Here is a 24310-nt window from a genome sequence, read left to right on the forward strand (position 1 = left end):
GCCGCACGATCGGGGGTGCTCTCGGGGTCGGATCAGGGGTTCCCCCGATGGCCCGGGCCGCGGAGCGCACGGGAGACTCGCAGCATGACAGGACAGAGCACGACCCCGCCGGGCTCCCCGGAGCCGGACGGCGCGGAGGCGGCGAGCACGTCGACGACGCCGATCGCGACGGACCCCGGAGCCGACGGCCACGACAGCGCCGGCTCCGAGCGCCCCGGCCCGGGAGCCCCCGGCCCCGCCGATCCGCCCCCCGCGCCCGAGAACCGCTTCGTGCTCTGGCTGCGCGGCCTCGACCTGCCCCGCCGTCCCGGCTGGATCGGCGGCGTCTGCGCGGGGATCGCCGACCGGCTGGGCATCGACCCGCTGATCGTGCGCGGCATCGTGCTCGTCGTCGCGGTGCTGGGCGGGCCCGCGCTCCTCCTCTACGCCGCGGCCTGGCTGCTGCTGCCCGACCAGGACGGCGCCCTGCCGGTGGAGCGGCTGCTGCGCGGCTCGCTCGACCGGGTGCACGCCGGGATCGGCGTCCTCGTGCTCGCCTCGATGCTGCCGGTGGCGCAGGGCTTCTGGTCGCTCGGCGGCGCCTACACCGGGGCGATGCCCTGGGCGCCCGCGACCGGGCGGACGCTGTGGTCGCTCGTGGTGCTCGGGCTGATCGTGGCGTTCGTGGTCTGGGTCGTGCGGCGGAGCCGGCGATCGGACGACGCGGCCGCCGCCCCGGCCCAGGCCCCCCCGTCCGCGCACCCCTCCGCGACGCTCCCGTACCCGGCGCCCGCCGCTGCGGGCTACCCCGCACCCGACCCCGGACTGCAGGACGAGCGCCCCTCGTCCCCCGAGGCCGTCGCCGAGTGGCGCGAGCGCCAGGAGGCGTGGCGGGCCGAGCGGGAGGCGTTCCGCGCCCAGCAGAGCGCGTCGGCCCGTGAGACGGCCCGCGCCCGGGCGGAGGAGGCGCGACTCGCCGCCGCCGCCGCCACCGCTGCGCGCCTGGAGCGCCTTCGCCTCCGACGCGCCGCGAACCCCCGACTGCGGGCGAGCCTCACGCTGCTCGCCCTCGGGGCCGCCGCTCTGACCGGCGCGCTGGTCTCGCTCACCGCCTCCGGACCGACGGCCCTCGTCGTCGGAGCCGCCTCCGCCGCGCTCGTGCTGGCCGTGGTGATCGTTCTCGCCGGCCTCTTCCGGAGGCGCGCGATCGCACTGATCGCCCTCGCGACGGTCGCGCTGGTCACCGCCGCCTGCGCCGCCGTGCTGCCGACCGACCGCGAGCTGCTCCCCGTGCTGGGCTCCTACGGCTTCTCGAGCGCCGCCCCCGGCCGCTACGCGACGCTCGCGGCGAGCGACCTGCAGGTCACGGTCGCACCCGGCTACGAGGCCTCCGGCGAGCCGCTGGACCTCTGGATCGGCTACGGGCAGGTGTCCGTCGCCACGACGGAGGGCACGGCGGTCCGCGTGGAGGCGACCACCGAGGACACCGAGCTCCTGGTGCTGGGTGCCGACGGAGGCGCGATCGACGCGCCCCGCGAGGTCCGCACCGCCGAGGGCCGTCAGCTGTGGACGCAGACCTTCGGCGACCCCGAGGCCGAGCCGTTCGTGGTCCGGATCGCCCAGGAGGGCGGGTCGATCCGCGTCTACGACTCCACTCCGGACGCCGAGCCCGCCACGCCCGCCACCCCCAGCCCCACCCCCGAGACCGGAGCCGCACGATGACCACCACGCCCACCCCCGCCACCGCTCGCCCGCGGATCCGCGCCGGCGCCGTCCTCTACGGCCTCGTCCTCGCCGCCGCCTCGATCGGCCTGCTCGTCGTCTCGGCCGACCCGGTGCTGCGCGCGCAGGTCGTCGAGCGCGGGATCACGCTCGAGCCCGGCGCCGCGCTCGCGCTGGCCGTCGCCGCGCTCGGCGCCATGGCGCTCCTCCTCGCGCTCGCCCGCCTGCTCGACCGGCGCACCGCTCGCGACGACGGCTGACCCCGGCGCGGGACTCCGGGCGCTCGCAACCCCCTGCACCGCATCCGCCGAGAGGCGCAGACTCGTCCCGGGCGATCGCCCGCCACCCCCTGGAGACGAGACCATGCCCTTCTGCGCCCTCGAGAGCCTCCGCTGATGGAGCTGGGCATCGCCGCGATCGTCGGCGTCTCGGTCCTCGTCGCGGTCGCCGTCTTCTCGCGGCGCCTCGGCGTCGCCGCCCCGATCGTCCTCGTCCTCGCCGGCGTCGGCCTCTCGTACATCCCCGGGGTGCCGGAGGTGGTCGTCCCGCACGAGTGGGTGCTCGACGGCGTGCTGCCGCCGCTGCTGTACGCGGCGGCGCTCAGCGTCCCGTTCATCGACTTCCGCCGGAACCTCACCACCATCACCGGCCTGTCGGTGGTGCTGGTGCTGATCTCGGCGGCCGGCGTCGGCGCGCTCCTCTTCCTCCTCCTCCCCGACCTCGGGCCGGGCCTGGCGATCGCCGTGGGCGCGATCATCAGCCCGCCCGACGCCGTCGCCGCGACCTCGGTCGGCCGGCGGCTGGGCCTCCCGCCGCGGCTGCTCACCCTGCTCGAGGGCGAGGGGCTGATCAACGACGCGACCGCGCTGGTGCTCCTCCGCTCGGCCCTCGCCGCCGCCGCGGGGACGCTCGCGACGCCGTGGGCGGCGATCGGCGACTTCCTCTCCGCGGTCGTCGTGGCCGTCGTGGTCGGGTTCGTGGCCAGCGTGGTCACCGTCTTCGTCCGCTCGCGGCTCGAGGACCCGGTGCTCAACACCGTCCTCTCCTTCATCGTCCCGTTCGTCGCGTTCATCCCCGCCGAGGGCCTGGGCGCCTCGGGCGTGCTGGCCGTGGTCGTCGCCGGTCTGCACACCGGGCACGCCTCCTCCCGCGCCTTCACCGCGCAGTCGCGGGTGAACGACCGGATCAACTGGCGGACCGTGCAGTTCCTGCTCGAGAACGGCGTGTTCCTGCTGATCGGGCTCGAGATCCGCTCGCTGATCCACGACGCCGACAGCGCGCGCCTCTCCGTGCCCGGAGCGGTCGGGATCGGCTTGATCGCGGTGGTCGGACTGATCGTCGTGCGCTTCCTCTGGGTCGGCCCGGTCCTCCTCGGCGAGCGCTGGCAGACCCGCCGGGCCGAGCGCCGGGCCCGCGAGCAGAAGGAGCTGCTCGAGTCGCCCGAGGCGCAGGAGCTGCCGAAGGAGGAGCGCGGCCGGGCGAAGCGGCGCTACCTGCTGCGGCGCAGCGACTACCGGCACTTCAGCCGCAACGGCATCGGCTGGCGCGGCGGTCTGGTGCTCGGCTGGTCCGGGATGCGCGGAGTGGTGACCCTCGCGGCCGCGCAGTCGCTGCCCGAGGACATCCCGTACCGCCCGCAGCTCGTGCTGATCGCCTTCACCGTGGCCGTCGCGACCCTGCTGGTCCAGGGCAGCACGCTGCCGCTGCTGATCCGGGCGCTGGGCATCCGCGGGATCGACGTGCCCGAGGACCAGCGCGCGCTCGCGGGCCTGCTCGACGAGATCACCGAGAAGGGCCTCTCGGTGCTCGAGCGCCCGGGCGACGCCGTCGAGGGCGCCGACGACGTCGCTCCGGACGTCCTGGAGCGGGTGCGCCAGACGTCGTTCCTCCGCTCCGAGGCCGCCTGGGAGCGCTCGCGCGGCACGGAGCGGTCGGTCGCCGACACTCCGCACCGCCTCTACCGGGCGCTGCGGCTCGCCGTGGTCGCCGCCGAGCGGGAGGCGCTGCTGGACGCGCGCTCGCGCCGCGCCTACCCGCAGCGCATCCTGCGCGACGCCCAGTCGCTGCTCGACCTCGAGGAGACGCGGCTGCGGGTTCGGCGGGGCTCCGAGTCCTGAGGGCTCCGGATCGTGACGATCGCTTCACGGGGATGCCCGCGCTGATCCGCGCCCTGTGGAGGAGCGCCGAGCTCCTCGAGTGCGCGCCATCCGGATCGACCCCCCGGACCACGGCCGTCCGACCTCCCCGGCAATAGCCCGCCGATGCGTCACCCCCCGTTAAGCCCGCGTGCCCCGCTTCCTCTGGCACTGCTGTCGCCCCGCCCGTAACCTGCGGATCGCCTGAGAATCGGATCCCCCGACCCGTCCGGGCGTCCGGAAGGCCCGCCATGCGCTCGACCCCGTCCCCCTCGACGCGGTCCCGCCTCCGGCGCCCCCTCGCCGGCGGTCTCGCGGTGGTTCTCGCCGCCGCGGCGCTCACGCTGGTCGGCGCACCCCCCGCCTCCGCCAACCGCTTCTACGACGCGTGCACGACGGACGGGAGGTTCACCGTGCCTGCGAACGTCCACACCGCCGACGTCACCGCCCGGGGAAACCGTGGAGCCGACGGTCAGGACTTCGACAGCGTGGGGAACACCGGGGGCACCGGCGGCGCCGGCGCCGCTTTCACGCTCTACGACGTGAAGGTGACGCCCGGTCAGACGATCTACTGGGGAAGCCTCCGGAGCGGGGGCTTCGAGGGGGGTGGGGACGCCAAGTGGGTGTCCTTCAGCGAACCCGACGAGAACTGCGACCCCGTCGGCGGCGACGTCATCGCCGTCGCCGCGGGCGGAGGAAGCGGATCGAGCGCGACCATCCTGTACGACGGCTCCGACGGCGGTGCCGCCGGCCGGCCGGGCGAAGCAGGCCACGGCACCGGCGGCTTCCCCGGGGGCGGCGGCGGCGGCGCGACGATCGACACCCCGGGGGTCGGCGGCAGCGGTGGCGACACCGCCTACCTCGGCGGCTTCCTCGATGCCGTCCCGACGTTCGGCTCGGAGGCGAGCGGCGGCACCGGGCACATGTTCTGGGACGGCCTGGGCGCCGACCCTCACGGCTTCGGTGGAGCAGGCGCGCGGGCCTCGGGCGACGTCTACGCCAGCGGCGGACAGGGCGGCGCCGGATCGGCGGGCGGCGGCGGAGGCGGTGCGGGCGGCGGCGAGTTCATCTACACCAGCCTGGGAGCGGCCGGCGGCGGAGGCGGAGGCGGAGGGAGCTGGCCGATCGCCGATCCCGGACTCAGCCCCTACAAGGTCGGCGACGCACTCGTCTCCTGGCTCCCCGACGCCACCATGACGGTGAGCGCGTCGACGACCGCGATCGACGTCCCCACGACCCTCACCGCCACTCTCTCGAAGAACTCCTACCGGGACGTCGACACCGGCTACACGAGGAAGCCGGACCAGATCGGCGGAGGATCGATCTCGTTCACCGAGTTCACCGGCCAGACGCAGCGACCGCTCGGCACCGTCACGCTGACCGGTGCGGAGACGTCCGAGACCGTGAGCATCGAGGTCCCGGAGGGATTCGCGCGCGGGAGCCACGAGATCCGCGCGCTCTACACCGGATTCAACGGGTACAACCGGGATCCCGTCGTCTACGCGCGGACGCCGATCACGCGCTCGACCTTCACCCTCACCGCGCAGACCGGGCAGACGATCGCGTTCCCGGAGCTGACCGGCCTCGACACCGACGGTCGGGACCTCGTCCTGCAGGCCACCGCGTCCTCGGGTCTGCCGGTGACCTACGTCAGCACCACTCCTGACGTGTGCACGGTGACCGCGGGACGCGCGGTCGGCCGGGTCGGCGGGCTCTGCTCCATCACCGCCTCCCAGGCCGGGGGCACGGGCTGGACCGCGGCTCCGGACGTCGTCCGCACCAGGACTCTCTCGCCGAGGTCCCAGTCGGTCGCCTTCGCTCTGGCGGGCTACGCGTACTCGACCGGGTCCTACTCGGTGACCGCGACGTCCACCTCGGGTCTCCCGGTGGACTTCACGACCACGACGCCGGAGGTCTGCCGGCTCGACGGCACTCCGTTCCTCTTCGAGGGACTGAGCCGGTCCGTGTTCGCGGGCGTCGCCGCGGGGACCTGCGTCGTCCGCGCCGGCCAGCCCGGTGACCAGCGCTACGCGTCGGCCCCGGCGGTCGAGACGAGCTTCACGGTGGTCGCCAAGCCGGCGGAGGAGGTGGTGCGGAAGGCGCAGAGCATCGACTTCCGCCTCCCCACGAGCGCTCTCACGACGGATGAGGACGCCGACCTCCGCGCCAGTGCCGGCAGCGGCCTGCCGGTGACGGTGACGAGCACGACCCCGGAGGTCTGCTCGATCATCGGCGGCACCTCCGTGCGCAACCTCCACCCGGGCACCTGCACCATCCGCTTCGACCAGGAGGGCTCGGAGCTCTACCTCCCCGCGCCGCAGCGCACCGGATCGTTCACCGTCGACCGCCTCCCGCAGAGCATCGTCTACGACTACCCGCACGGCATCGACACCGCGCGCTCCGCTACCTACTCCCCGGTCGCGACAGCCACGTCGGGGCTCCCCACGACCTACGGCGCGACCGGCGGCTGCACCATCGCCGACGGCGTGGTGACCTTCACCGAGGTCGGCGAGGAGTGCGTCGTCACCGCCGACCAGCTCGGGAACGCGGACTACGCGCCCGCTCTGCAGCGGTCGTCCACCTTCACGGTGCGGAAGGGCCCCCAGACGATCACCCTCGCCTCGACCCCTCCCACGACCGGAGCCGTCGGCGACACCGTCACCCTCACGATGACCACGAGCTCGGGCCTGCCCGCCTTCGCCGTCGCCTACGACGCCTGCCGCACGACCCGGGTCGATCCGGGCTCCGTCGACATCCTCCTCACCGCTGTCGGCACCTGCTCGTACTACGCGTTCCAGCAGGGCGACTCCACCTATCAGCAGGCTCCGAACGTCGCCGGCACCGTTCAGGTGACCCTTCCGGCCCAGACGATCGCCTTCACCTCCACTCCCCCCTCCCCCGCCGTCCCGGGCGGCACCTACACGCCCGCCGCGACGGGCGGCGCGTCCGGGCAGCCGGTCGTGCTCGCCGCCTCGGGCGCCTGCACCCTGACGGACGGCGTCGTCACCTTCGAAGGCTCCGGCACCTGCACCGTCACGGCCGATCAGGCCGGGGACTCCGGTCATCTCGCCGCTCCGCAGGTCTCGCAGACCATCGCGGTGGGCCTGGCCGCCGGGTCCGTCTCGTTCGGCGGCGAGGCTCCGGGCGACGCGGTCGTCGGCGGATCGTCCACGCCGGTGATCGTCCGAGGCCCCTCCTCCGCGGATCCCCGCCTCACCGCCTCGGGGGCCTGCTCGGTCTCCGGCGGCTCGGTCTCCTACGACCACGCCGGCACCTGCACCCTGACCCTCGAGCAGGCCGGCGACGCTGCGCACGCCGCTGCTCGCGCCGACCGCGCCTTCACGATCGGCAGGGCTGCGCAGACGCTCGCCTTCACCTCCACCGCTCCCGCGGCGGTCGTCGGAGGAACGTGGACTCCGACCGTCACCGGCGGCGCGTCGAGCGCCCCGATCGTTCTCGGGACCGCCTCCGCGGCCTGCACCGTCGCGAACGGCACCGTGACCTTCGCCGCTCCGGGAGACTGCGTGCTCACCCTGGATCAGGCCGGGGACGCCGACCGGAACGCCGCCCCGCAGGCGACCCGCACCCTCGTGGTGACCGCCGCGTCGATCCAGAAGAAGCCGCAGACCGTCGCCTTCACCGCGAACACGTCGGCGACCCCGACCACCGGAGTCGCCTACTCGCTCGCCGCGAGGGCCTCCTCCGGTCTCCCGGTGACCTACACCGCCACCGGCCCGTGCACCGTCACCGCCGCGGGAACGGTGACCCTCACCGGGACGAGTGCCTGCACCGTCACCGCCGCCCAGGCCGGCGACGGCACCTGGGCCGCCGCGACCGCCACCCGCATCGTCAAGATCGTCTCCGGCAGCCGCGCCGACCTGAAGGTCGCCCTCACCCCCACCGCCACGAAGATCACCGGCAGGACCCTCACCGCCACCACCACCGTCACCAACGTCGGCACCCGCGACACCGGATCCACCGTCATCCAGATGATCGTCCCCACCACCGTCACCGACATCGGAGGCGCCACCCGCACACCCGGCAAGATCGCCGGGACCACGGTCCTCACCTGGAAGATCCCCACCCTCGCAGCCGGACAGAGCACCACCAGGACCATCGTCCTCACTCCCAAGACCGGCACCTCCACCATCACCGCCAAGAGCTCCACCGCGATCGGCGACCCCACCCCCGGCGACAACACCCTCACGAGGAGCTACAAGAAGTAGGCACGACCGGGGGCGGCAGCGGAGGCGGTCCGGCCGTGCCGCCGTCCGTCGTCTCGCGACGCCGACCGGGCGGGATCCGACAGCCCCGAGCCCCCGACCCCGCCGCAGGCCCTCTCCCGCGCCTGTCCGGGGGTGCCGGCTCGGCCCGGCGCCGGTGACACGCGGCGCGGTTCTGCCAGGATCGACAGCAGCACGCTCATCGTCTCGATCCGGTCCGCCGGATCCCTCCTCGACAAGGACGGCCCTGTGGGAATTCGCGAGTACGGACGACTTCTCCGCAGGGGCTGGCTCGTCATCTCGATCTTCGTCGCCCTCGGCCTCGCGGCCGCCTCCGTGGCGACCATGGCGTCGGAGTCGGAGTACCGGGCGCAGACGACCGTGTTCGTCTCCGTCGCGACCGCCGACAACCAGTCCAGCGCCGAGGTCGGCGCCTCCTTCACCAGCGCCGAGGCCCGGGTGGCCTCCTACGTCGCGCTGGTCGACTCGAGCTCGGTGCTGCAGCCCGTCATCGACGACCTCGGTCTCGACATGACCGTCGGCGATCTGGCGGGCGAGGTCACGCCGGCCGCGCTCCCCGGCACCGTCATCATGAGCATCGACGTCGTCGACGCCGACGCCCAGCAGGCCGCGCGGATCGCCGACTCGGTCGCCGAGAGCCTGCGCAGCTACGTCGCCCAGATCGAGCGCCCCGTCACGGGCGGCGCGAGCCGGGTCGACGTGAAGGTGCTCGAGGCCGCGTCCGTGCCGAGCTCGCCGCTCAGCCCCGACCTGCTCGTCTACCTCGTGCTCGGAGGAGCGACCGGCCTCATCCTCGGCGTCGGCGTCGTCGTGCTGCGCTCGCTCGGCGACTCCCGCATCCGCTCGGCCAAGGACGTCGCCGCCGGCACCACCCTGCCGGTGCTCGAGTCGATCCCCTACGACACGGCCGTCCGCCGCTCCCCCCTCGTCGTCGACGGCCGGAGCGCCGTCGCCGAGTCGTTCCGGATGCTGCGCACGACGCTCCTCTTCGGCTCCGGCACCCACGAGCGCACCCTGCTCGTCACCTCCGCCCGCGAGGGCGACGGCAAGAGCACGGTGGCCGCGAACCTCGCCGTCTCGATCGCCCAGATCGGCCGCACCGTGGTGCTGATCGACGCCGACCTCCGCAACCCGGCGCAGTCGACCGTCTTCCGCCTCCCCACTGGCGGACCGACCCTGGCCGACCTGCTCCGCACCGGCACCCTGCCCGCCGACGGGTCGCTGCCCGTCAGCGCCCAGGGCGTCACCGTGCTCACGGCCGGCGGCAGCCAGGCGAACCCGAGCGACCTGATCGGCACCCCTGCGATGGAGCGCGTGATCGCGCACCTCTCGCGCCGGTACGACCACGTGATCGTCGACTCCCCCGCGATCCTCTCGGCCACCGACGCGGTGCTGCTGGGCAAGATGGTCGCCACGACGGTCCTCGTCGCGGGCGCCGGCGTCTCGTCCTCGGCCGACCTCGTCGCCGCGGCCGACCGCCTACGGGACGTCGGGGGCGACGTCCTCGGGACCGTTGTCGCGCAGGCTCCCCGCAGCACGGTCGTCACCGCCGCGGCGACGGCGACCGCCTGAGACGCGGGAGCGCTGCAGCCGGTGCCGGCGCCCCTCCCCCCGGGGAGTGACGACGTGCGCTCCGGTGCCGGCGCGCGGCCCGTCGAGGTGGGCGGCGTTGCGCGAGGGTGAGGGCTCGCGGACCCGGGCCGTGCTGGGGCGCACCGCCTGCTCGGCCCGCCCCGCCACGATGCCCATGCCGCAGACGATCCAGAGCGTGTACGCCACCGGACCCTCCTGGAGCGTCGGCAGCACCGTGTAGCTGACCAGCGTGCCCGCGACCACGGCCGTGGGCAGGAAGCCGTCGAGCGTCGGCGCCCGCAGCCCGCGGAGGAACAGGTACACCAGCAGCGCCGCGAACAGCAGCATCACGAGGATCCCCGACTCGATCGCGAGCACCAGGAAGAAGCTCTCGACCAGGACGCTGTCGGTCGAGTACAGCTGCGCGCGCGGGCCCACCTTGCCGAGGCCGAAGCCGAACGGGTGCGCGACGAGCAGCGGGATGTTCTCGAGCAGGCTGTCGCTGTGGCCGATCAGCGACGGGTCGGCGACGTGCGAGATCACCTTGTCGATGTAGAGGTAGAGCGTGACTCCGCCGACGGCCGCGGCCGTGGTCACGGTGAGCATCGCCCAGACCAGCATCGGCTTCGCGCGGAACAGCGCCCAGGCCACCAGCGTCACCGCGAGCATCGCCAGGCCGATGTAGCCGCTCCGGGACTGCGTCAGGTACACCGCCACCAGCGGCAGGAGCGTCAGAGCGCCCTTCAGCCACAGTGGCCAGCGCGGGCGTGTCCACAGCACGGCCAGCGCGATCGTGACGGCGACGGCGCTCTCGTTCGGGGCGCTGTAGGGGCTGAAGCCGCGGGGCACGATGCTGCCGGCGACGAAGAGGGAGGAGGGGAACGGCGTCCCGGGGGCCAGCGGGAACACCCCGAGGGTGAACAGCCAGTCGAGCCCCTGGTTCCAGGTGAGGATCGTCGTGATCGACGAGAGCTGCAGCGCGACGACGAACGCGGTCGCGAGGATCGCGAGGTGGCGCTTCTCGAGTACCGCGGGCACCACGATGAGCGCGAGGAACGGCAGGAAGTCGTTGCGCCAGCCGTAGGCGGCCTGGATCGGGTTCTCGGTCCACACGGCCGAGACGGCGCCGAGGCCCACGATCATCAGCACGAGCACGACGATCGGCACCGGCACCCGCTTGATCCGGCCGCTGACGAGCACGAGCAGGAAGAGCCCGAGGACCGTGGCGTCCTTGATCGCGCCGAACGCGGTCGCCGTGGCACCCGGCAGGAACGCGGAGGCGACTCCGTTGGCCGGGAGGGCGAAGACCAGCAGCAGGACGCCCAGCCACGGCAGGCCGAGCCCGTCGCGGCCGAGGAGGGCGCGGAGCGTGCGGCGGGTGCGCACCGGTCCGCGGGCGACCGTGCGGGAGCCCGCCCGGGGCAGCGGCGCCGCGGCGCGGGTCATGCCGCGCCGCCCCGCATCGTGAGGCGCCGGACGACCAGCGGCACGTCGGAGGGCCGCGGGACGATGGTCCGCGCCGGCGGCCGGATCGCGAGCACCATCACCACCAGCGCCGTCAGGATCCCGCTCGCGTTGGCGATGGCGGCGGCGATCGCGCCGTTCGCCGGGCCGAACGCGAACAGGAGCACGAGGCAGGTGATCAGCCCGGCGCCCTGGGCGACGGTGAGGCTGATGCCGCGGTTGCGCGCCGAGAGCACCTCGCCCGCGCTGACGGTGACGACCACGAAGACGGAGCCGAGGATCGCGAAGAGGACCGCGGGCATCGCCTCCGCGAACTCGTCGCCGAAGAGGAACGGCACGCCCCACGGAGTGACGACGGCGAGGAACACGGCCGAGGCCAGGCCGACCGCGAAGGCCGAGCGCAGCGCGTCGCCGGTCGCGGTGACGCGGGCGCCGCCCTCCGTCCGGCTGATGTCCGAGAAGACCGGAGCCGCGACCGCGTGCGCGAGGAACACGGGCAGAGTGCCGATCGTCACGGCGACGGAGTAGAGGCCGGCCTGGTGCGAGCCGATCAGCGGCAGCATGATCACCTGATCGAGGCGCTGGTAGGCGGCGTCCGACGCCTGCGCGCCGTAGAAGGTGACGGAGCCGCGCACGAGCGGCCGCCAGGGCGCCGGAGCGGCTCCGCGCGGGCGGTCGAGCAGCGAGCCGATCAGCGCGGTCATCACGGAGCCGGCGAAGTTCGACCAGATCACGCCGGAGACGGTGATCGAGTCGAGCAGGAACAGCACGACGATCCCGCCGACGTAGACCAGCGGCTGCGTGGCCTGGAGCAGCGCGACCGCTCCGAAGCGGCGCTGCGCCCCGACGACGCCGATGTCGATCATCCAGCAGACCATGAGCGGAGTACCGGTGATCGCGACGAACACCGCGATCGTGGCCGCCTCGTCGAGCGCCGAGAGGAGGGTGGAGGTGAGCAGCCAGGCGATGAGCGCGGCCGGGATCGCGGTCAGCAGCGCGAGCCGCCGGGCCGTGCGCACCGCGCCGAGGTCGCCCGCCGCGGCGAGTACGCGCCGGCGGATCTCGAGGGGCATGCCGAGCGCGAGGACGATCGGGATCAGGTACATGGAGGCGAGGGCCGCGGCCGTCTCGCCCCGTCCGCTCGGGCCGAGGGCCTGCGCGATCAGCGGGGCGCTCACCAGGCCGAGCGCCGCCACCGAGAGGCGGCTCGCGAGCATGGTGATCGGGGAGTTCAGGAGGCGCAGCAGCCCGCTCACGAGGCCTCCGCGGCTCGGGCGCCGACAGCGGCGAGCAGCCGCTCCTCGAAGCCGTCGAGAGCGAAGGTGCCGGTCTCGTCGTGGACGGTCAGGTGCATGCTGTCGCGCATCGGCGCGACCTCGACCCAGACGCCGAGCGGGAAGCGCAGGTGGGCGGGCATCCCGCCGACCATGGTGTCCGGCTCGATCCGCGGCAGCAGCTCCTCCGGGACGGGCACCTCGGTCGAGGGCAGGGAGACGTGGATCTCCCACGGCACGCGGGGCGTCCCGCGCGGCGGGCGGAGGGGCGCCAGCGGGTGCTGCACGAGGGTCTTGACGCTCAGCAGCGCGCTCGCCAGCAGCCAGGTCGCGGGGAGGCCGGACCTGGTGGCCGCGGACAGCCGCTCGAGGAGCGAGGTCGCGGACCAGTCGTCGGCGCGGAGGCGGCCGAGCGGGAGGGAGGGAGAGAGGTTGCCGCCGACCTCCGTGCCCTTCGCGACCCAGCGGCGGCCGTCGACGGGGACGACGACGCGGAAGTCGAGGCCGTCGGCGGCGCAGTCCTGCAGGCAGCGGAGCACGAGGCTCGCGGTCTTGAGCGACACCGGCGGGCGGGCGGGGCGCCGGCCCTCGCGCGCCTGCTCCGGGGTCGCGGCGATCGCCCGCAGCGTCTCGGGGCCGAGCACGGCGGTCACGAGGCGCGCGCGGCGGTCCGACTCCTCCTTCGAGAGGGTCGCGTCGAGCTGGTAGCCGGTGCCGGTCGCGGCGGTCAGGGTGCGGAAGGTGTCGCGGGCCTTCCTGGCGCCGGCGAGACCGGTGAGCTCGAAGCGCTCCACGACCTCGCGGAGCGGTGCGGCGGCGAGCGGCTTCCGGGCGGTGCCGTCGGCCCCCGGAGCGCCCAGCTTCTCGATCACGAGCGCCACGACCGCGGTCGCCCCGGTCCCGTCGAAGAGGCTGTGCGGGAAAGTGAAGCCGACCGTCGCGCCGTCGAACAGGATCCGGAGCGGCAGCTCGCCCGGCGCGAACTGCGAGGCCAGCAGGCGGTGCGCCAGATCCTCGCGCTCGAGGGGGCCGTCGACGACCCGCACCGCGCGCTCGGCCGCGTCCAGGGCGACCGCCACGTCGATCCGGCGCCACCCGCGGAGCCGGGTGCGGCGCCGCAGGAGCACGGCGCCGCGGGGCGAGAGGAGGACGTCGCGCAGCGCGGTCCGCACGCGCTCCGCCGTCACGCCCGTCAGCGGGCCGACGTGGTAGCCGATGAGGAGGTCGTCGTAGCCGAGGTCGCGCGGGGCCCTCACGCCCGGCTCCTGCTCGCTCCCGCGCCGGCCCGCTCGGCGATGACGCTGAGCAGCGAGCGCTCGTAGCCGGCGTTCACCTCGGCCCAGGAGTAGGAGTGCACGGCCCGCAGGTGCCCGCGGTACGAGAGCCGCTCCTGCTCGATCGGGTCGTTCAGCACGGCGAGGACGCCCTCGGCGATCGCGTCCGGGGTGGGAGCGACGAAGCGCCCCGCCTCCTGGAGCACCTCACGGTTGAAGACGGTGTCGCGGGCGACGACCGGGGCGCCGCAGGCCATTGCCTGCACCAGCGCCGGGTTGGTGCCGCCGACGCTGTGCCCGTGGAAGTAGGCCCCGGCGTGCTGCCAGAGGGAGTGGAGCCGGGTGTCGTCGCTGACGTGGCCGAACCAGTGCACCCGCGCGTTCTGCTGCGCGAGGGCGCTGACCGCCTGGTCGATCGGGCCGCCGTAGCCGGACGAGCCGACGATCACCACGTCGTGGGTCCGCGCGATCCGCTCGGCGGCCTCGATGAACTCGGGCACCGTGTTCTCGGGGACGAAGCGCGCCACGATCAGCGCGTAGCCGCGGTGGGTCAGCCCCGGCTCGACCGGGTGCTCCGGCGGGACGTCGCCGCCGTAGGGGATGACGTCGCCGTCGCGGCCGAACTCCCGCTTCCAGCGCGTCTCGATCGCCGCGGCGTCGTAGACCATGCGGTCGCCGTGACGGGCGGTCCAAACCGCGCCCTGGTGGAAGACGAACTTCGCGAACCGGCCCCACTTGGCGCGGTCCCACTCGATGCCGTCGACGTTGACGACGGTGGGGATGCCGCGCTGCCTGAGGATCGGCAGCCAGAAGCCGTTGGCGCAGTTGAGCACCAGGGCGACGTCGGGCTTGCGCTTGGCCGCGTCGAGAGCGGCCGTGAGTCCGTAGGAGAGGGTGCTGAGCGACTTGCTCTCGACACCCCGCGTCTGCCGGGTGATCACCCGCTCGTCGCGGTCCGGGTCCCGGAGAGCCGTGGTGCCCGGCCTCCCGTAGACCGTGACCTCCCATCCCTGCTCGGCCAGATATGGCGCGAGACGTCGGACCGCTGTCTCGAATCCCCCGTAGTAACTGGGATAGCCCCGCGTGCCGATAATGGCGATCGACCTGCCCATGTCCCGGTTCTCCCTTTGTCGTGCTTCGCCTCGACACAGGCGATCGCCGTATCGGATCTGCTGTCGCAATACCAGGCGTATGCGACGGTGCACAGCATTCATTCGACGGCCTACTCGCACCCCCGAAGGCGGGTATCGGCGCTCATACTAGCGGCGAACGTACCGCCGTCCGCCACCGCTGGAGGGACAGGATCGCGACACCCATCAGGAAGAAGATCGAGAGGATCAGGACAGTCATCCCGATGATGATCCGGTCCCCGCCGGAGAGTTCCGGGTCGAGGAACTCGTACACGTAGCGCGAGGTGAGAGCGCCCCGGACGAAGGTGTAGGCGAACCACAGGACGGGGAACACCATCACCGCCCAGACCAGCCGGAGGTCGACCGGGCGGGTGCCGGGGACGGCGAGCAGCTCGACCAGCGCGAGCGCCGGCACGAGCACGTGCAGCACCACCGTGCTCGGGTTCAGCTGGGCCGGGTCGCCGAGAACGGTGGGCCCGTAGATCACCAGGAACAGGCCCGACATGCTCAGCAGCGTGGCGGTGTTGAGGGTGCGGATCGCGGTGACAGATCGCGACTCCCCGTGCGCCGCGGCGCTCCTCCTGCCCCCGGATCTCGCGGATCTCCAGGCGCTCCGGCCCGCGATCGCGAAGGCGGCCACCGAGAGGATGTTGGTCAGTGCGGTGACCGAGCTGAGGAAGTCGGCGGTCGCGTCGGTGCCCACCTGCGTCTGGGCGACCACGACCGCGTTGAGCACCACGACCGCCCCCAGCGCGGCGACGGCCCAGCGGACGAGTGCAGTGCGGCGTCGAGCTCTCATGGGGCCCTCTCCTCGGTGCGGCGGCCCTCGGGCCGGTACTCGTGGGCGTCCGGTGCAGGAGTCCGTTCGCTACAGTCGGGACGTCCACGAGAACCCATTCCCAGACAGGGGTCGAATGCCCGGCACAGGTTCGCACCGAGGATCCCTACGGGTCCTGCTCGATGGTAATTGGTGGATTCGCGGCCCGATCTCCAATCGTGAGGTCATGCGAGAGATCACCTTCTCCTGGGCGAGACTCTTTCCTGAGGATTCACTTGTCATTGCCGTCCCCCTGACGGGGGTGGAGACGGCGAGACGGGAATTAGCGGGACTCGCCCGGATAGTGCCGACAAGACTCCGGCCGCAGGGGATCAGCGCCATTCTCGAACTCGCCCTTCTCTCTCTCCGGCTGCGTCCGGACATCACACTGGCGCACAACTTCACCCCCCTGACGGGGCGGTCCGCGGTGTTCATCCAGGACTTCCTCTTCCTGACGAATCCGGAGTGGTTCACCCGGAGGGAGCGCGCCTACTTCTCGCTCATGCCGCTCAGCGTCCGCCGCGCCGATGTGGTCATCGCGAGCAGCGTCGCGGAGTCGCGCCGCATCGTCCGCACGTCGGCCGCGACGAGCGCCGTGCCCGTCGGCCTCGGCCTCAACCGGGCGTTCGCCGCCGCGGAGCCCGTGGCGCCCGCCGGCGTCGACGGCCTCGACGGCTTCCTCCTCGCCGTCGGCCGCCTCAACGCCCGCAAGAACCTCGCGACCACGATCGAGGCCGCTCTCGCCTCGGGGGTGCTCTCCCCCTCCTTCCCGCTCCTCGTCGTCGGCGAGGCCTCCGGCGTGCGCACCGAGTTCCCCCCGGCCGTGCGAGCCGCGCTCGACGACGGCTCGGTGCGCCTGCTCGGGCGGATCGAGACGGAGGAGCTGCGCTGGCTCTACGAGAACGCCGCGCTGTTCCTCTTCCTCACCCTTGACGAGGGCTTCGGCCTGCCGACCCTCGAGGCCCTGGCCTGCCGCACGCCGATCCTCGCCAGCGACATCCCCGTGTTCCGCGAGATCCTCGGCGAGCACGCCCGCCTGGTCGACCCGCGCGACGTGCCGGCGATCGCGGCGTCGATCCGCGAGCTCGTCGCCGACCCGCCGGAACAGCTCGATCCGGCTCCGGTGCTCGAGTACTACAGCTGGGACGCCGTGGTCGCCCGGCTGCGCGCCGCGATGGTGGCGGTGCTGCCGTGAGCGGGCCGTCCGTGTCGATCGTGATCGTCACCTACAACAGCATCGGCGTCATCCGCTCCTGCCTCGACGCGCTCGCCGGCCGCGACGAGAGCGTCGAGATCCTGGTGGTCGACAACCTCTCGCGCGACGAGACCGTCGCCGTGCTGCGCGCCGAGTACCCGGACGTCCGGGTCGTCGAGAACACCGAGAACGCCGGATTCTCGCGGGCCGTCAACCTCGGCGCCGCCCACGCCACCGGCCGCCACCTGCTGCTGCTGAACCCGGACGCGCAGATCTCGGCGGAGGTCGTCGGCTCGCTCGCGTCACTCCTCGACAGCGATCCGACGATCGGCGCCGTCTCCCCCCTCCTCGAGAACGAGGGCGAGGACGTCGTGATCGTGGCCGCCGGCCACGCCCCCACGGTCCGCCGGATGCTCCTGCACCAGACCGGCCTCTCCCGCCTCGGCCGGCGCTTCCCCTCCTTCGAGGGCCACTACCTGTTCGCTGCCGACCTGCACGGCAGGCCGCGCGACGTCGACTGGGTGAGCGGCGGCTGCCTGATGATCCCGCTGGCCGTCTGGGACCGCATCGGCGGCCTCACCGACCGCTGGTTCATGTACGCCGAGGACGTCGAGATCTGCCTCCGCCTGCGCGCCGAGGGCCTGCGCGTGGTCCTGGATCCGCGCCTGCACGCCCTGCACGCGATGGGCGGCTCCTCGAGCGGCGTCGACGGCCGCGTCGGCACCGCCTGGATCGTGAACCTCTTCGACCTCTACGGCTGGCGGATGGCGCGCTCGGACCTGCAGCAGCAGTTCTGGCGGGCGGTCGTGCTCGCGGGCATGGCGTCGCGGGTGCTGGTGTACCGGCTGTCCGGGCTGCGATCCGGGCGCGCCGCGGCGTCGGCCGGCCAGCTGCGGCGCTACGGGATCTACCTGCGCGCGCTGCGGGCCGCCCCGCTGACGCGCGACCGCGAGCCGCTCGCCTGACGACCCCGCTGCGCCCGGAGCTCCCCGCGCGCACCCCCGGCCCGCGATCGATCCGTCACGAACGGTCGCCTCCGGCCGCGCGCGGCGACCGTTCGTGACGGATCGGATCCGGCACTCGCGGAGCGAGACGCGGCGGCGCGGTCGGCCGAAGGATGCGCGGGTGGCGCGCTGCGTGCGCCACAAGCCGGCCGGTCTCCGCAGGGGTGCGGCGCCCTGCGGTGGAACAGCCTTGTCCCCGACATGGCGTCAGCACTACGGTCGCGGGCATCACGTCCGCCGTCCTCGTGACCGCCGTCGGTGCGGGGCAGGAGGACCCGGTGGGCGTGATCCGGTGGGAAGCGACGGGCCTCGGGTCCACCGGCTCCCGCTCGGCGGATCACCTCGGCGGGGCCCGGATCGGAACGGCGATGAACGGACTCCTCCCGGCGCGGACGGCAGCGACCGGCGGCGTGGCTCCTCGCAGCCGGACGACCGCTCCCGGCCTCCGCTCATCGGCGCCTTTCTGATGTCGGAGGAGGAAGGGACTCGCCGCCTGCGCCCCTGGCTCCTGTTCGGGGCTGTCCTCGCCGCCGCACTCGTCGTCCTCTGGCTGCTGATGACCGCGTTCCCCGCGTCGTCGGACCGGCTCTTCCTGATCGGCAGCCCGATCCTCATCCTGGGCGCCGCGCTCGGAGCGAAAGGGCTGCAGCGGCGGGGTACCGGGCGGCGCGAGGAGGAGCCCTAACCGGGCCGGTGGCCGTCCTTCGGCGGCTCCCGCGACCGGGTGTGGCGCCCGGACGCGGTCTACGGACGCGCGATCCGGCAGCGGGCACGGAAAAGGGGGCGGCCGCCCCGGGTCGAGCCCGGAACCGCCGCCCCCTCCGTCGCCGCTACTCGCCGGTGCCGCGGTACGCCACCCGGAAGGTCTCCCGGGTCCCGTCCGGTGCGGTCGCCGTCACGCGGAACGAGCCCGACGGCACCCGCGAGAGGTGCGTGTCGACCGAGACCGTCTTCGTGCGGCCCGCCGCGAGCGAGGTGACCTTCAGCTCACCGAAGGCCGTCGGGATGCTGAGACGGACCGGCGTGCTCCCCTCGTTCGTCGTGGTGGCGGTCAGCACGACCGAGCCGCCGCGCTTCACGCCGGTGATCGTCACGTCGACGTCGACCCGGGTCGCCGGGGCGACGACGGTGACGGCGGGGAGGAGCCGGCTGACGCCTCCCGAGACCGCGGTGATCGAGACGGCACCCGTGCCGGGACCCGCCGTGGCCGCGGGGAGCGGAGCGGAGCCGTCGGCGCCGGTCGTCGCGGCCGCGGTCGTGCCTCCGTCGGCGAAGCGGGCCGGACCCTCGATCGTGTAGGCGACGTCCGCGCCCGCCACCGGCTCGCCGGCCGCGTTCGCCGCGGTGACTCCGAGGCCGATGATCGCCGCTCCGGTCTCGACGGTCTGCGCCGTGCCCGCGGGGGTCAGCGAGGCGACCGCCGCGGGGTCGGTGAACATCGACGGCGTGAGCGGAGTGACCGTCAGGCCCTCGAGGCGCGCCGTCCCTCCGGAGGAGAGGAGCGAGACTCCCGTGCTGCTCGGATCGGGGAAGACCTGGTCGGTGATCGTCGCGCGGCCGCCCTGCGCGAACGTCTCGACAGAGGCGTGATCGACGTAGAGCTCGAGGTGCAGCTTCCCGTCGTCGAGGGCCACCGGCGCGGTCTCGACCGACGGGAAGTCGGCGTCGAAGCCGACGTCGCCCGAGCGGGTGCGGTCGACGCTCAGCTGACCGGACGCGACGTCGTAGGTGATCGGCGTGCGCTGGGAGCCGTCAGCGGAGTTGCGGACCGAGAGTCCGAAGGAGTCCGCGTCCCCGGCGCTGAAGGTGGCGTCGAGCTTGTAGACGCTGCCCTCGGCCGCGGCCGGGAGTGCGGTCTCACCGTCGGCGATGTCCGTGGCGCCCAGCGTGAACGCCTCGTCGCCGCGCTCGAGGGCCGCGGTCTGATCGACGACCTTCTGCACGAGCTTCGGGGCGCCGCCGACGGTCTCGAGGGAGAGCTCGCGCGGGAGCGCCATCGCTCCCCGCCAGGTTCCGGTGGGGACGGCCTCGCCGTACTGCCAGTTGTTCATCCACGCGATCATGATCCGCTTGTCGTCGGGCGCGTTGTCGAAGGTGACTCCGGCGTAGTAGTCGCGGCCCCAGTCGAGCCAGTCGTAGTCGACGAGGCGGCTCTGCGCGGGCTCGCCGGACAGCATGAACTGGTCGGCGAGGATGTGGCCCCAGCCGGCGCGGTTGTTGTCGACGACCTGCAGGTGCGCCGTGCGGCCGGCGAGGTCGGCGACGTCCCAGCTCGTCCAGTCCAGCGACTCGCTGTCGCTGCCGGTCGCGGTGCGGACGATCTCCCCGTCGACGACGAGGTTCACGCTCGTCTCGTTCGAGCGGACCTGCGCCGGAGCGTCGGCGAGCACGACGTGGTCGATGGTGAGGTGACCCCAGCCGCCGGTCGCGTCGTCGACGACGACGATCCGCGCCGCCTTCCCCTGGTAGGCCGAGACGTCCCAGCTCTTCCAGTTCAGGGCGCCGTCGTTCGTGCCGGCGGTGGTCTGCACGACCTCTCCGTCGACGACGAGCTGCACCTCGAGGGTCTGGGGGTCGCCCTCGGGGCGGAAGCCGCCGCCGACGAGCATGCTCACGTGGCTCCTGTCGATCGTGAACTCCGGCGAGGTCAGAGTGCCGAGGTTGTCGTCGCCCTTCGGTCCGCCGTCGAAGGTGTTGATCCGCTTCTGGCCGAGGAAGAACTCGCCGCCGCTGGTCGAGGGGTTGGTGCCGCCGGCGAGGTCGCCGGTCACTGCCCAGCCGTTGTCCGCGAGGCCCTGCTGGTCCGGGAACTCGAAGCCGTCGAAGAGCAGCTCGCTCCCGGCGGGCGGGTCGTTGGCGAGCTGCGTGCCGTCGACGTGCGGGTGGTTCCCGCCGCCGACGAGGAAGTTCAGGTGGTCCTGGTCCACCGTGAAGTCGGGCGACTCCATCGAGCCGACCGGCCAGTCGCCGTCGTTGAACCCGTTGATCAGTCCCGTCCCGGCGAAGCCGGTGACGGTCTGCTGGCCGTCGATCGGCCCGGTGGCGGGAGTGGAGGCGAAGGGCCCGTTCTTCCAGTTCCCGGGCTCGTTGTCCACGGTCCAGCCGTTGTAGGTGCCGTCGTCGAAGCCGGCGAGGGTCGTGCCCTCGGGGAGGGTGTCGGAGCCGACGGTCGACTCCGAGGTGAACGTGGTGCCGTCGAAGTCGCCGACGAAGTACTGCCCGCCGGAGCCGCCGCCCACCGCTCCCGGGTTGAGGTTGACGACCATCACCCACTTGACGTTCGAGGGGTCGCCGTCGACCGCCAGCGGGAAGAGGTCGGGGCACTCCCAGACGCCGCCGGTCGCGTTCGCCGGGCCGAACTCGCTGAGCTCGGTCCAGTTCTTCAGGTCTGTCGACTTGTGGAGGAGGACCTTGTGGTCGTCCGCCTCGACCGTGACGACGACCCAGTAGGACGACTCCGGGGTGCCGCCGTCGTACCAGAACACGTGCGGGTCGCGGAAGTCGTTCTGGTCGCGGTCGATGACGGGGTTGCCGTCGTACTTCGTCCAGGTCTGCCCGGCGTCGGTGCTGTAGGCGAGGGCCTGCGCCTGCTCCCCCGTCTTGTAGGCCGCGGTGTACATCGCGACCAGCGGCGGGTTCTCGGCGGTGCCGAGTCCGGAGGTGTTGTCCTTGTCGACGACGATCGAGCCGGAGAAGATGTCCGACTCCGCGTCACCCGGGATCGCGAGCGGCTGCTCGGTCCAGTGCGTGAGGTCGGTGCTGGTGGCGTGGCCCCAGCTCATGTTCCCCCAGCGCGTGCCCTGCGGGTTGTACTGGTAGTAGAGGTGGTAGACGCCCTCGTAGTAGACGAGACCGTTGGGGTCGTTCATCCAGTTCTTCGTCGGCGAGTAGTGGACGGCCGGTCGGTAGGTCTCGGCGGCCGCGTCGAGTGCCGCGGCGCGGTCGAGCGGAGCCGCGGAGACGGCGGGGACGGAGAGCCCGCCGCCGACGAGGCAGAGCGCGGCGGCAACGGCCACCAGGCCGCTGCGCCGGGGGAGCGAGCGATGAGGAGAAAGCACGGAAGAACGCCCTTCGTTGCGCGTGTCACGAGTGACAACGTTGTCAATTGCTGGGCAATCTACGGACTGTCCTCCGGACAATTCAAGAGAGGCCTGCGAGAAAGATCAGATCCCGTCCCACCGCTTCTCAGTCGGGGCAGGGCACCTCGCCGGAGCCGCGGGCGATCAGCTCGGTGGGGATCACGAACGTCTGCGCCGGGTCGTCCTCGCCGTCGAGGCGGAGGAACACCCGCTCGGCGGCCGTCCGCCCGATGACCGCGGGGTTCTGCGCGATGACCGAGACGGCGGGCTCGAGCAGCTCGGCCAGGGGGATGTCGTCGAAGCCGATCAGGGCGACCCTTCGGTGCGCGCCACGACGGCGGAGCGCGGCGAGCACGCCGATCGTGATCAGGTTCTGCCCGCCGACGATGGCGGTCGGCGGCACCTCGAGGTCGAGCAGAGCGGTCGCCATCTCCTCCGCCGCGTGCTCGTCGTGGGCGCCGTGGCGCACGTACGCGGGCGGCACCGGCAGGCCGAGGCGGCTCATCTCCTCGAGGAAGCCGCGCTCCCGCTCCTGCGCGGTGAAGATCTCGGGCCGGTCGCCGAGGAACGCGATGCGGCGATGCCCGAAGGAGGCGAGGTGGCCCACCGCGCGGGCGATGCCGGCGGCGTTGTCGGTGATCACCGCGTCCGCCGTGATGCCCGAGGGGATGCGGTCGACGAACACGGCGGGCGTGCCGCGGTCGACCTCGACGCCCAGGTAGGCCTGGCTGGGCGCGACCGTGGTCAGGATGAGCCCGTCGACGCGCCGCGAGACGAACGCGTTCACCGAGGAGCGCTCGCGGGCGGGGTCGTCGTCGAGGCTCGAGGCGAAGACCGCGACACCGCGCTCGTTCGCGAGATCCTCGACGGCACGGTGGAGAGCACCCGAGAAGGGGTTCGCCACGCTGCCGACCAGCAGGCCGAGGGTGTTGGTGCGCCCGTTGGAGCGGCGGAGGTTCCCGGCGTGCAGATCCGGCTGGTACTGCAGCTGCGAGGCGGCGGCCTGCACCCGCTCGATCGTGGCGGCCGACACGTTCGGCTCGCCGTTGATGACCCGGGAGACCGTCTTGATGCCCACGCCGGCCAGAGCGGCGACGTGCTTCATGGTCGGACGGCGGCCTGCACCGGCGCCGCTTCGATCTGACAACGATGTCACGGTCTGGTCTCGCTTTCTGGAGGATCGCTTGACCTTAGCGCCAGCAACCCGATAGACCTACCTCTGACATCGTTGTCGGGAGGCTGCTCCCGCCTTATGAACAGGACTTTCAATGACGAACCGTTCCCCTCGCCTCACCCGGTACATCGGCCTCGGCTCCGTCGCGATCCTCGCGGCCCTGGGCATGACCGCCTGCTCCAGCTCCGGTCCCGGCTCGTCCGACGCCGGCTCCACCGCCGGCAGCGGAGACGGCGTCGGCGTCACCCTCATCGTCAAGACGACGACGAACCCCTTCTTCGTCGCGATGGAGGACGGCGCCAAGGAGGCGGCCACCTCCGCCGGCGTGAACCTCACGCTCGCCGCGGGCAAGGAGGACGGCGACGAGGACACCCAGATCCAGGCCATCGAGAACGCGATCTCGAAGGGCGACAAGGGCATCCTGATCACCCCGAACGGCCCCTCCGTCGTCGACGCCATCCAGAAGGCGCGCGACGCCGGTCTCTTCGTGATCGCCCTCGACACCGCGCCCGACCCCGCCGACGCCGTCGACATCACCTTCGCCACCGACAACTTCAAGGCCGGCGAGGCCATCGGCGAGTGGACCGCCGCGCAGCTCGACGGGAAGAAGGCGACCATCGCGATGCTCGACCTCTTCGACGACAAGGTCGTCTCGGTCGACTACAACCGCGACCAGGGCTTCCTCACCGGCATGGGGATCGACGTCGCCGACGACCAGACCAACGGCGACGAGGCGAAGACCGGCAGCTACAGCGGCGGCGACTACGAGATCGTCGGCAACGAGGCCACTCAGGGCGCCGAGGACGGCGGCCGCACCGCCATGGAGACGCTCCTGTCCAAGAACCCCGACGTGAACGTCGTCTACACGATCAACGAGCCCGCCGCCTACGGCGCCTACCAGGCCCTCCAGGCCGCGGGCAAGGAGAAGGACGTCCTGCTCGTCTCGATCGACGGCGGCTGCGCCGGCGTGAAGAACGTCAAGGAGGGTCTCATCGGCGCCACCGCGCAGCAGTACCCGGTGAAGATGGCCCAGCTCGGCGTCGAGGCGATCGCCCAGCTCGCCGAGGACGGCACCAAGCCCAGCACCAGCGAGGGCCTCGACTTCTTCGACACCGGCTCGCAGCTGGTGACCGACACCCCCGTCGACGGCCTCGACAGCATCACCTCCGACGACGCCGCCGGGATCTGCTGGGGCGAGTAGCCCACCGCGGACGGGGCGCTCCGGCGCCCCGCCCTCCTCCTCCCGC

General features: G+C 72.9%; 16 protein-coding genes. 9 read left to right on the forward strand and 7 right to left on the reverse strand.

From position 1 onward, the window contains the following. Positions 1-84: 84 nt before the first annotated feature. From C5D44_RS07200 to C5D44_RS07220, 5 genes are all read left to right on the forward strand, one after another. A complete protein-coding gene (locus C5D44_RS07200) occupies positions 85-1701 on the forward strand; it encodes a PspC domain-containing protein (RefSeq protein ID WP_104281265.1) in 1617 nt (538 codons plus the stop codon). Further along, positions 1698-1961, forward strand: a complete 264-nt coding sequence (locus C5D44_RS07205) for a hypothetical protein (protein WP_104281266.1) — start codon at positions 1698-1700, stop codon at positions 1959-1961. Before C5D44_RS07200 ends, C5D44_RS07205 begins: the two co-directional genes overlap by 4 nt. 135 nt (positions 1962-2096) lie before the next feature. Then, complete coding sequence (locus C5D44_RS07210) at positions 2097-3818, forward strand: sodium:proton antiporter (protein WP_104281267.1); 1722 nt, start codon at positions 2097-2099, stop codon at positions 3816-3818. A 269-nt stretch (positions 3819-4087) separates the two neighbouring features. Further along, a complete protein-coding gene (locus C5D44_RS18640) occupies positions 4088-8062 on the forward strand; it encodes a DUF11 domain-containing protein (protein WP_104281268.1) in 3975 nt (1324 codons plus the stop codon). A 246-nt stretch (positions 8063-8308) separates the two neighbouring features. Further along, positions 8309-9652, forward strand: a complete 1344-nt coding sequence (locus C5D44_RS07220; protein WP_181118465.1) for a polysaccharide biosynthesis tyrosine autokinase — start codon at positions 8309-8311, stop codon at positions 9650-9652. Here C5D44_RS07220 and C5D44_RS07225 read toward each other — a convergent pair. The 5 genes from C5D44_RS07225 to C5D44_RS17995 all read right to left on the reverse strand — a co-directional run bounded on the left by C5D44_RS07225 (position 9560) and on the right by C5D44_RS17995 (position 15593). Then, positions 9560-11098: an O-antigen ligase gene (locus C5D44_RS07225; RefSeq protein WP_104281270.1), complete on the reverse strand. Its 1539-nt coding sequence runs from the start codon at positions 11096-11098 to the stop codon at positions 9560-9562. The two genes, C5D44_RS07220 and C5D44_RS07225, sit on opposite strands and share 93 nt — an antisense overlap. After that, a complete protein-coding gene (locus C5D44_RS07230) occupies positions 11095-12372 on the reverse strand; it encodes a lipopolysaccharide biosynthesis protein (protein WP_104281271.1) in 1278 nt (425 codons plus the stop codon). The genes C5D44_RS07225 and C5D44_RS07230 overlap by 4 nt, the downstream gene beginning before the upstream one ends. Further along, the gene (locus tag C5D44_RS07235; protein ID WP_104281272.1) at positions 12369-13646 is read right to left on the reverse strand and encodes a hypothetical protein; all 1278 of its coding nucleotides are present in this window, start codon (positions 13644-13646) and stop codon (positions 12369-12371) included. The genes C5D44_RS07230 and C5D44_RS07235 overlap by 4 nt, the downstream gene beginning before the upstream one ends. Then, positions 13643-14776: a glycosyltransferase gene (locus tag C5D44_RS07240; protein ID WP_104281273.1), complete on the reverse strand. Its 1134-nt coding sequence runs from the start codon at positions 14774-14776 to the stop codon at positions 13643-13645. The genes C5D44_RS07235 and C5D44_RS07240 overlap by 4 nt, the downstream gene beginning before the upstream one ends. Positions 14777-14918: 142 nt before the next feature. Then, positions 14919-15593 (reverse strand): Pr6Pr family membrane protein, encoded by a 675-nt coding sequence (locus C5D44_RS17995; RefSeq protein ID WP_181110131.1) that lies wholly within the window; start codon positions 15591-15593, stop codon positions 14919-14921. 445 nt (positions 15594-16038) lie between these two features. On the opposite strand from C5D44_RS17995, the gene C5D44_RS18000 reads away from it, so the two are divergent. The 3 genes from C5D44_RS18000 to C5D44_RS07265 all read left to right on the forward strand — a co-directional run bounded on the left by C5D44_RS18000 (position 16039) and on the right by C5D44_RS07265 (position 18495). Beyond that, positions 16039-16806, forward strand: coding sequence for a glycosyltransferase family 1 protein (locus C5D44_RS18000; RefSeq protein ID WP_181110129.1), 768 nt, complete (start codon positions 16039-16041; stop codon positions 16804-16806). A gap of 11 nt (positions 16807-16817) precedes the next feature. Then, positions 16818-17771 carry a glycosyltransferase family 2 protein gene (locus C5D44_RS07255; RefSeq protein ID WP_181118466.1) on the forward strand — a complete coding sequence of 318 codons (954 nt, stop codon included), beginning with the start codon at positions 16818-16820 and terminating at the stop codon, positions 17769-17771. Between the two features lie 505 nt (positions 17772-18276). Then, positions 18277-18495, forward strand: coding sequence for a hypothetical protein (locus C5D44_RS07265; RefSeq protein ID WP_104281277.1), 219 nt, complete (start codon positions 18277-18279; stop codon positions 18493-18495). 145 nt (positions 18496-18640) lie between these two features. Here the strand turns inward: C5D44_RS07265 and C5D44_RS07270 are convergent, their stop codons facing one another. Beyond that, positions 18641-21868, reverse strand: coding sequence for a GH32 C-terminal domain-containing protein (locus C5D44_RS07270; protein ID WP_258067903.1), 3228 nt, complete (start codon positions 21866-21868; stop codon positions 18641-18643). A 127-nt stretch (positions 21869-21995) separates the two neighbouring features. Then, entirely contained in the window at positions 21996-22994 is a 999-nt protein-coding gene (locus C5D44_RS07275) for a LacI family DNA-binding transcriptional regulator (protein WP_104275537.1), read from the reverse strand. A gap of 163 nt (positions 22995-23157) precedes the next feature. On the opposite strand from C5D44_RS07275, the gene C5D44_RS07280 reads away from it, so the two are divergent. Then, on the forward strand, positions 23158-24264 hold the full coding sequence (locus C5D44_RS07280; RefSeq protein ID WP_104238959.1) for a substrate-binding domain-containing protein: 1107 nt from the start codon (positions 23158-23160) through the stop codon (positions 24262-24264). Positions 24265-24310: the final 46 nt, after the last annotated feature.

Source organism: Rathayibacter sp. AY1B5 (genome assembly GCF_002932795.1).
Classification (GTDB): domain Bacteria; phylum Actinomycetota; class Actinomycetes; order Actinomycetales; family Microbacteriaceae; genus Rathayibacter.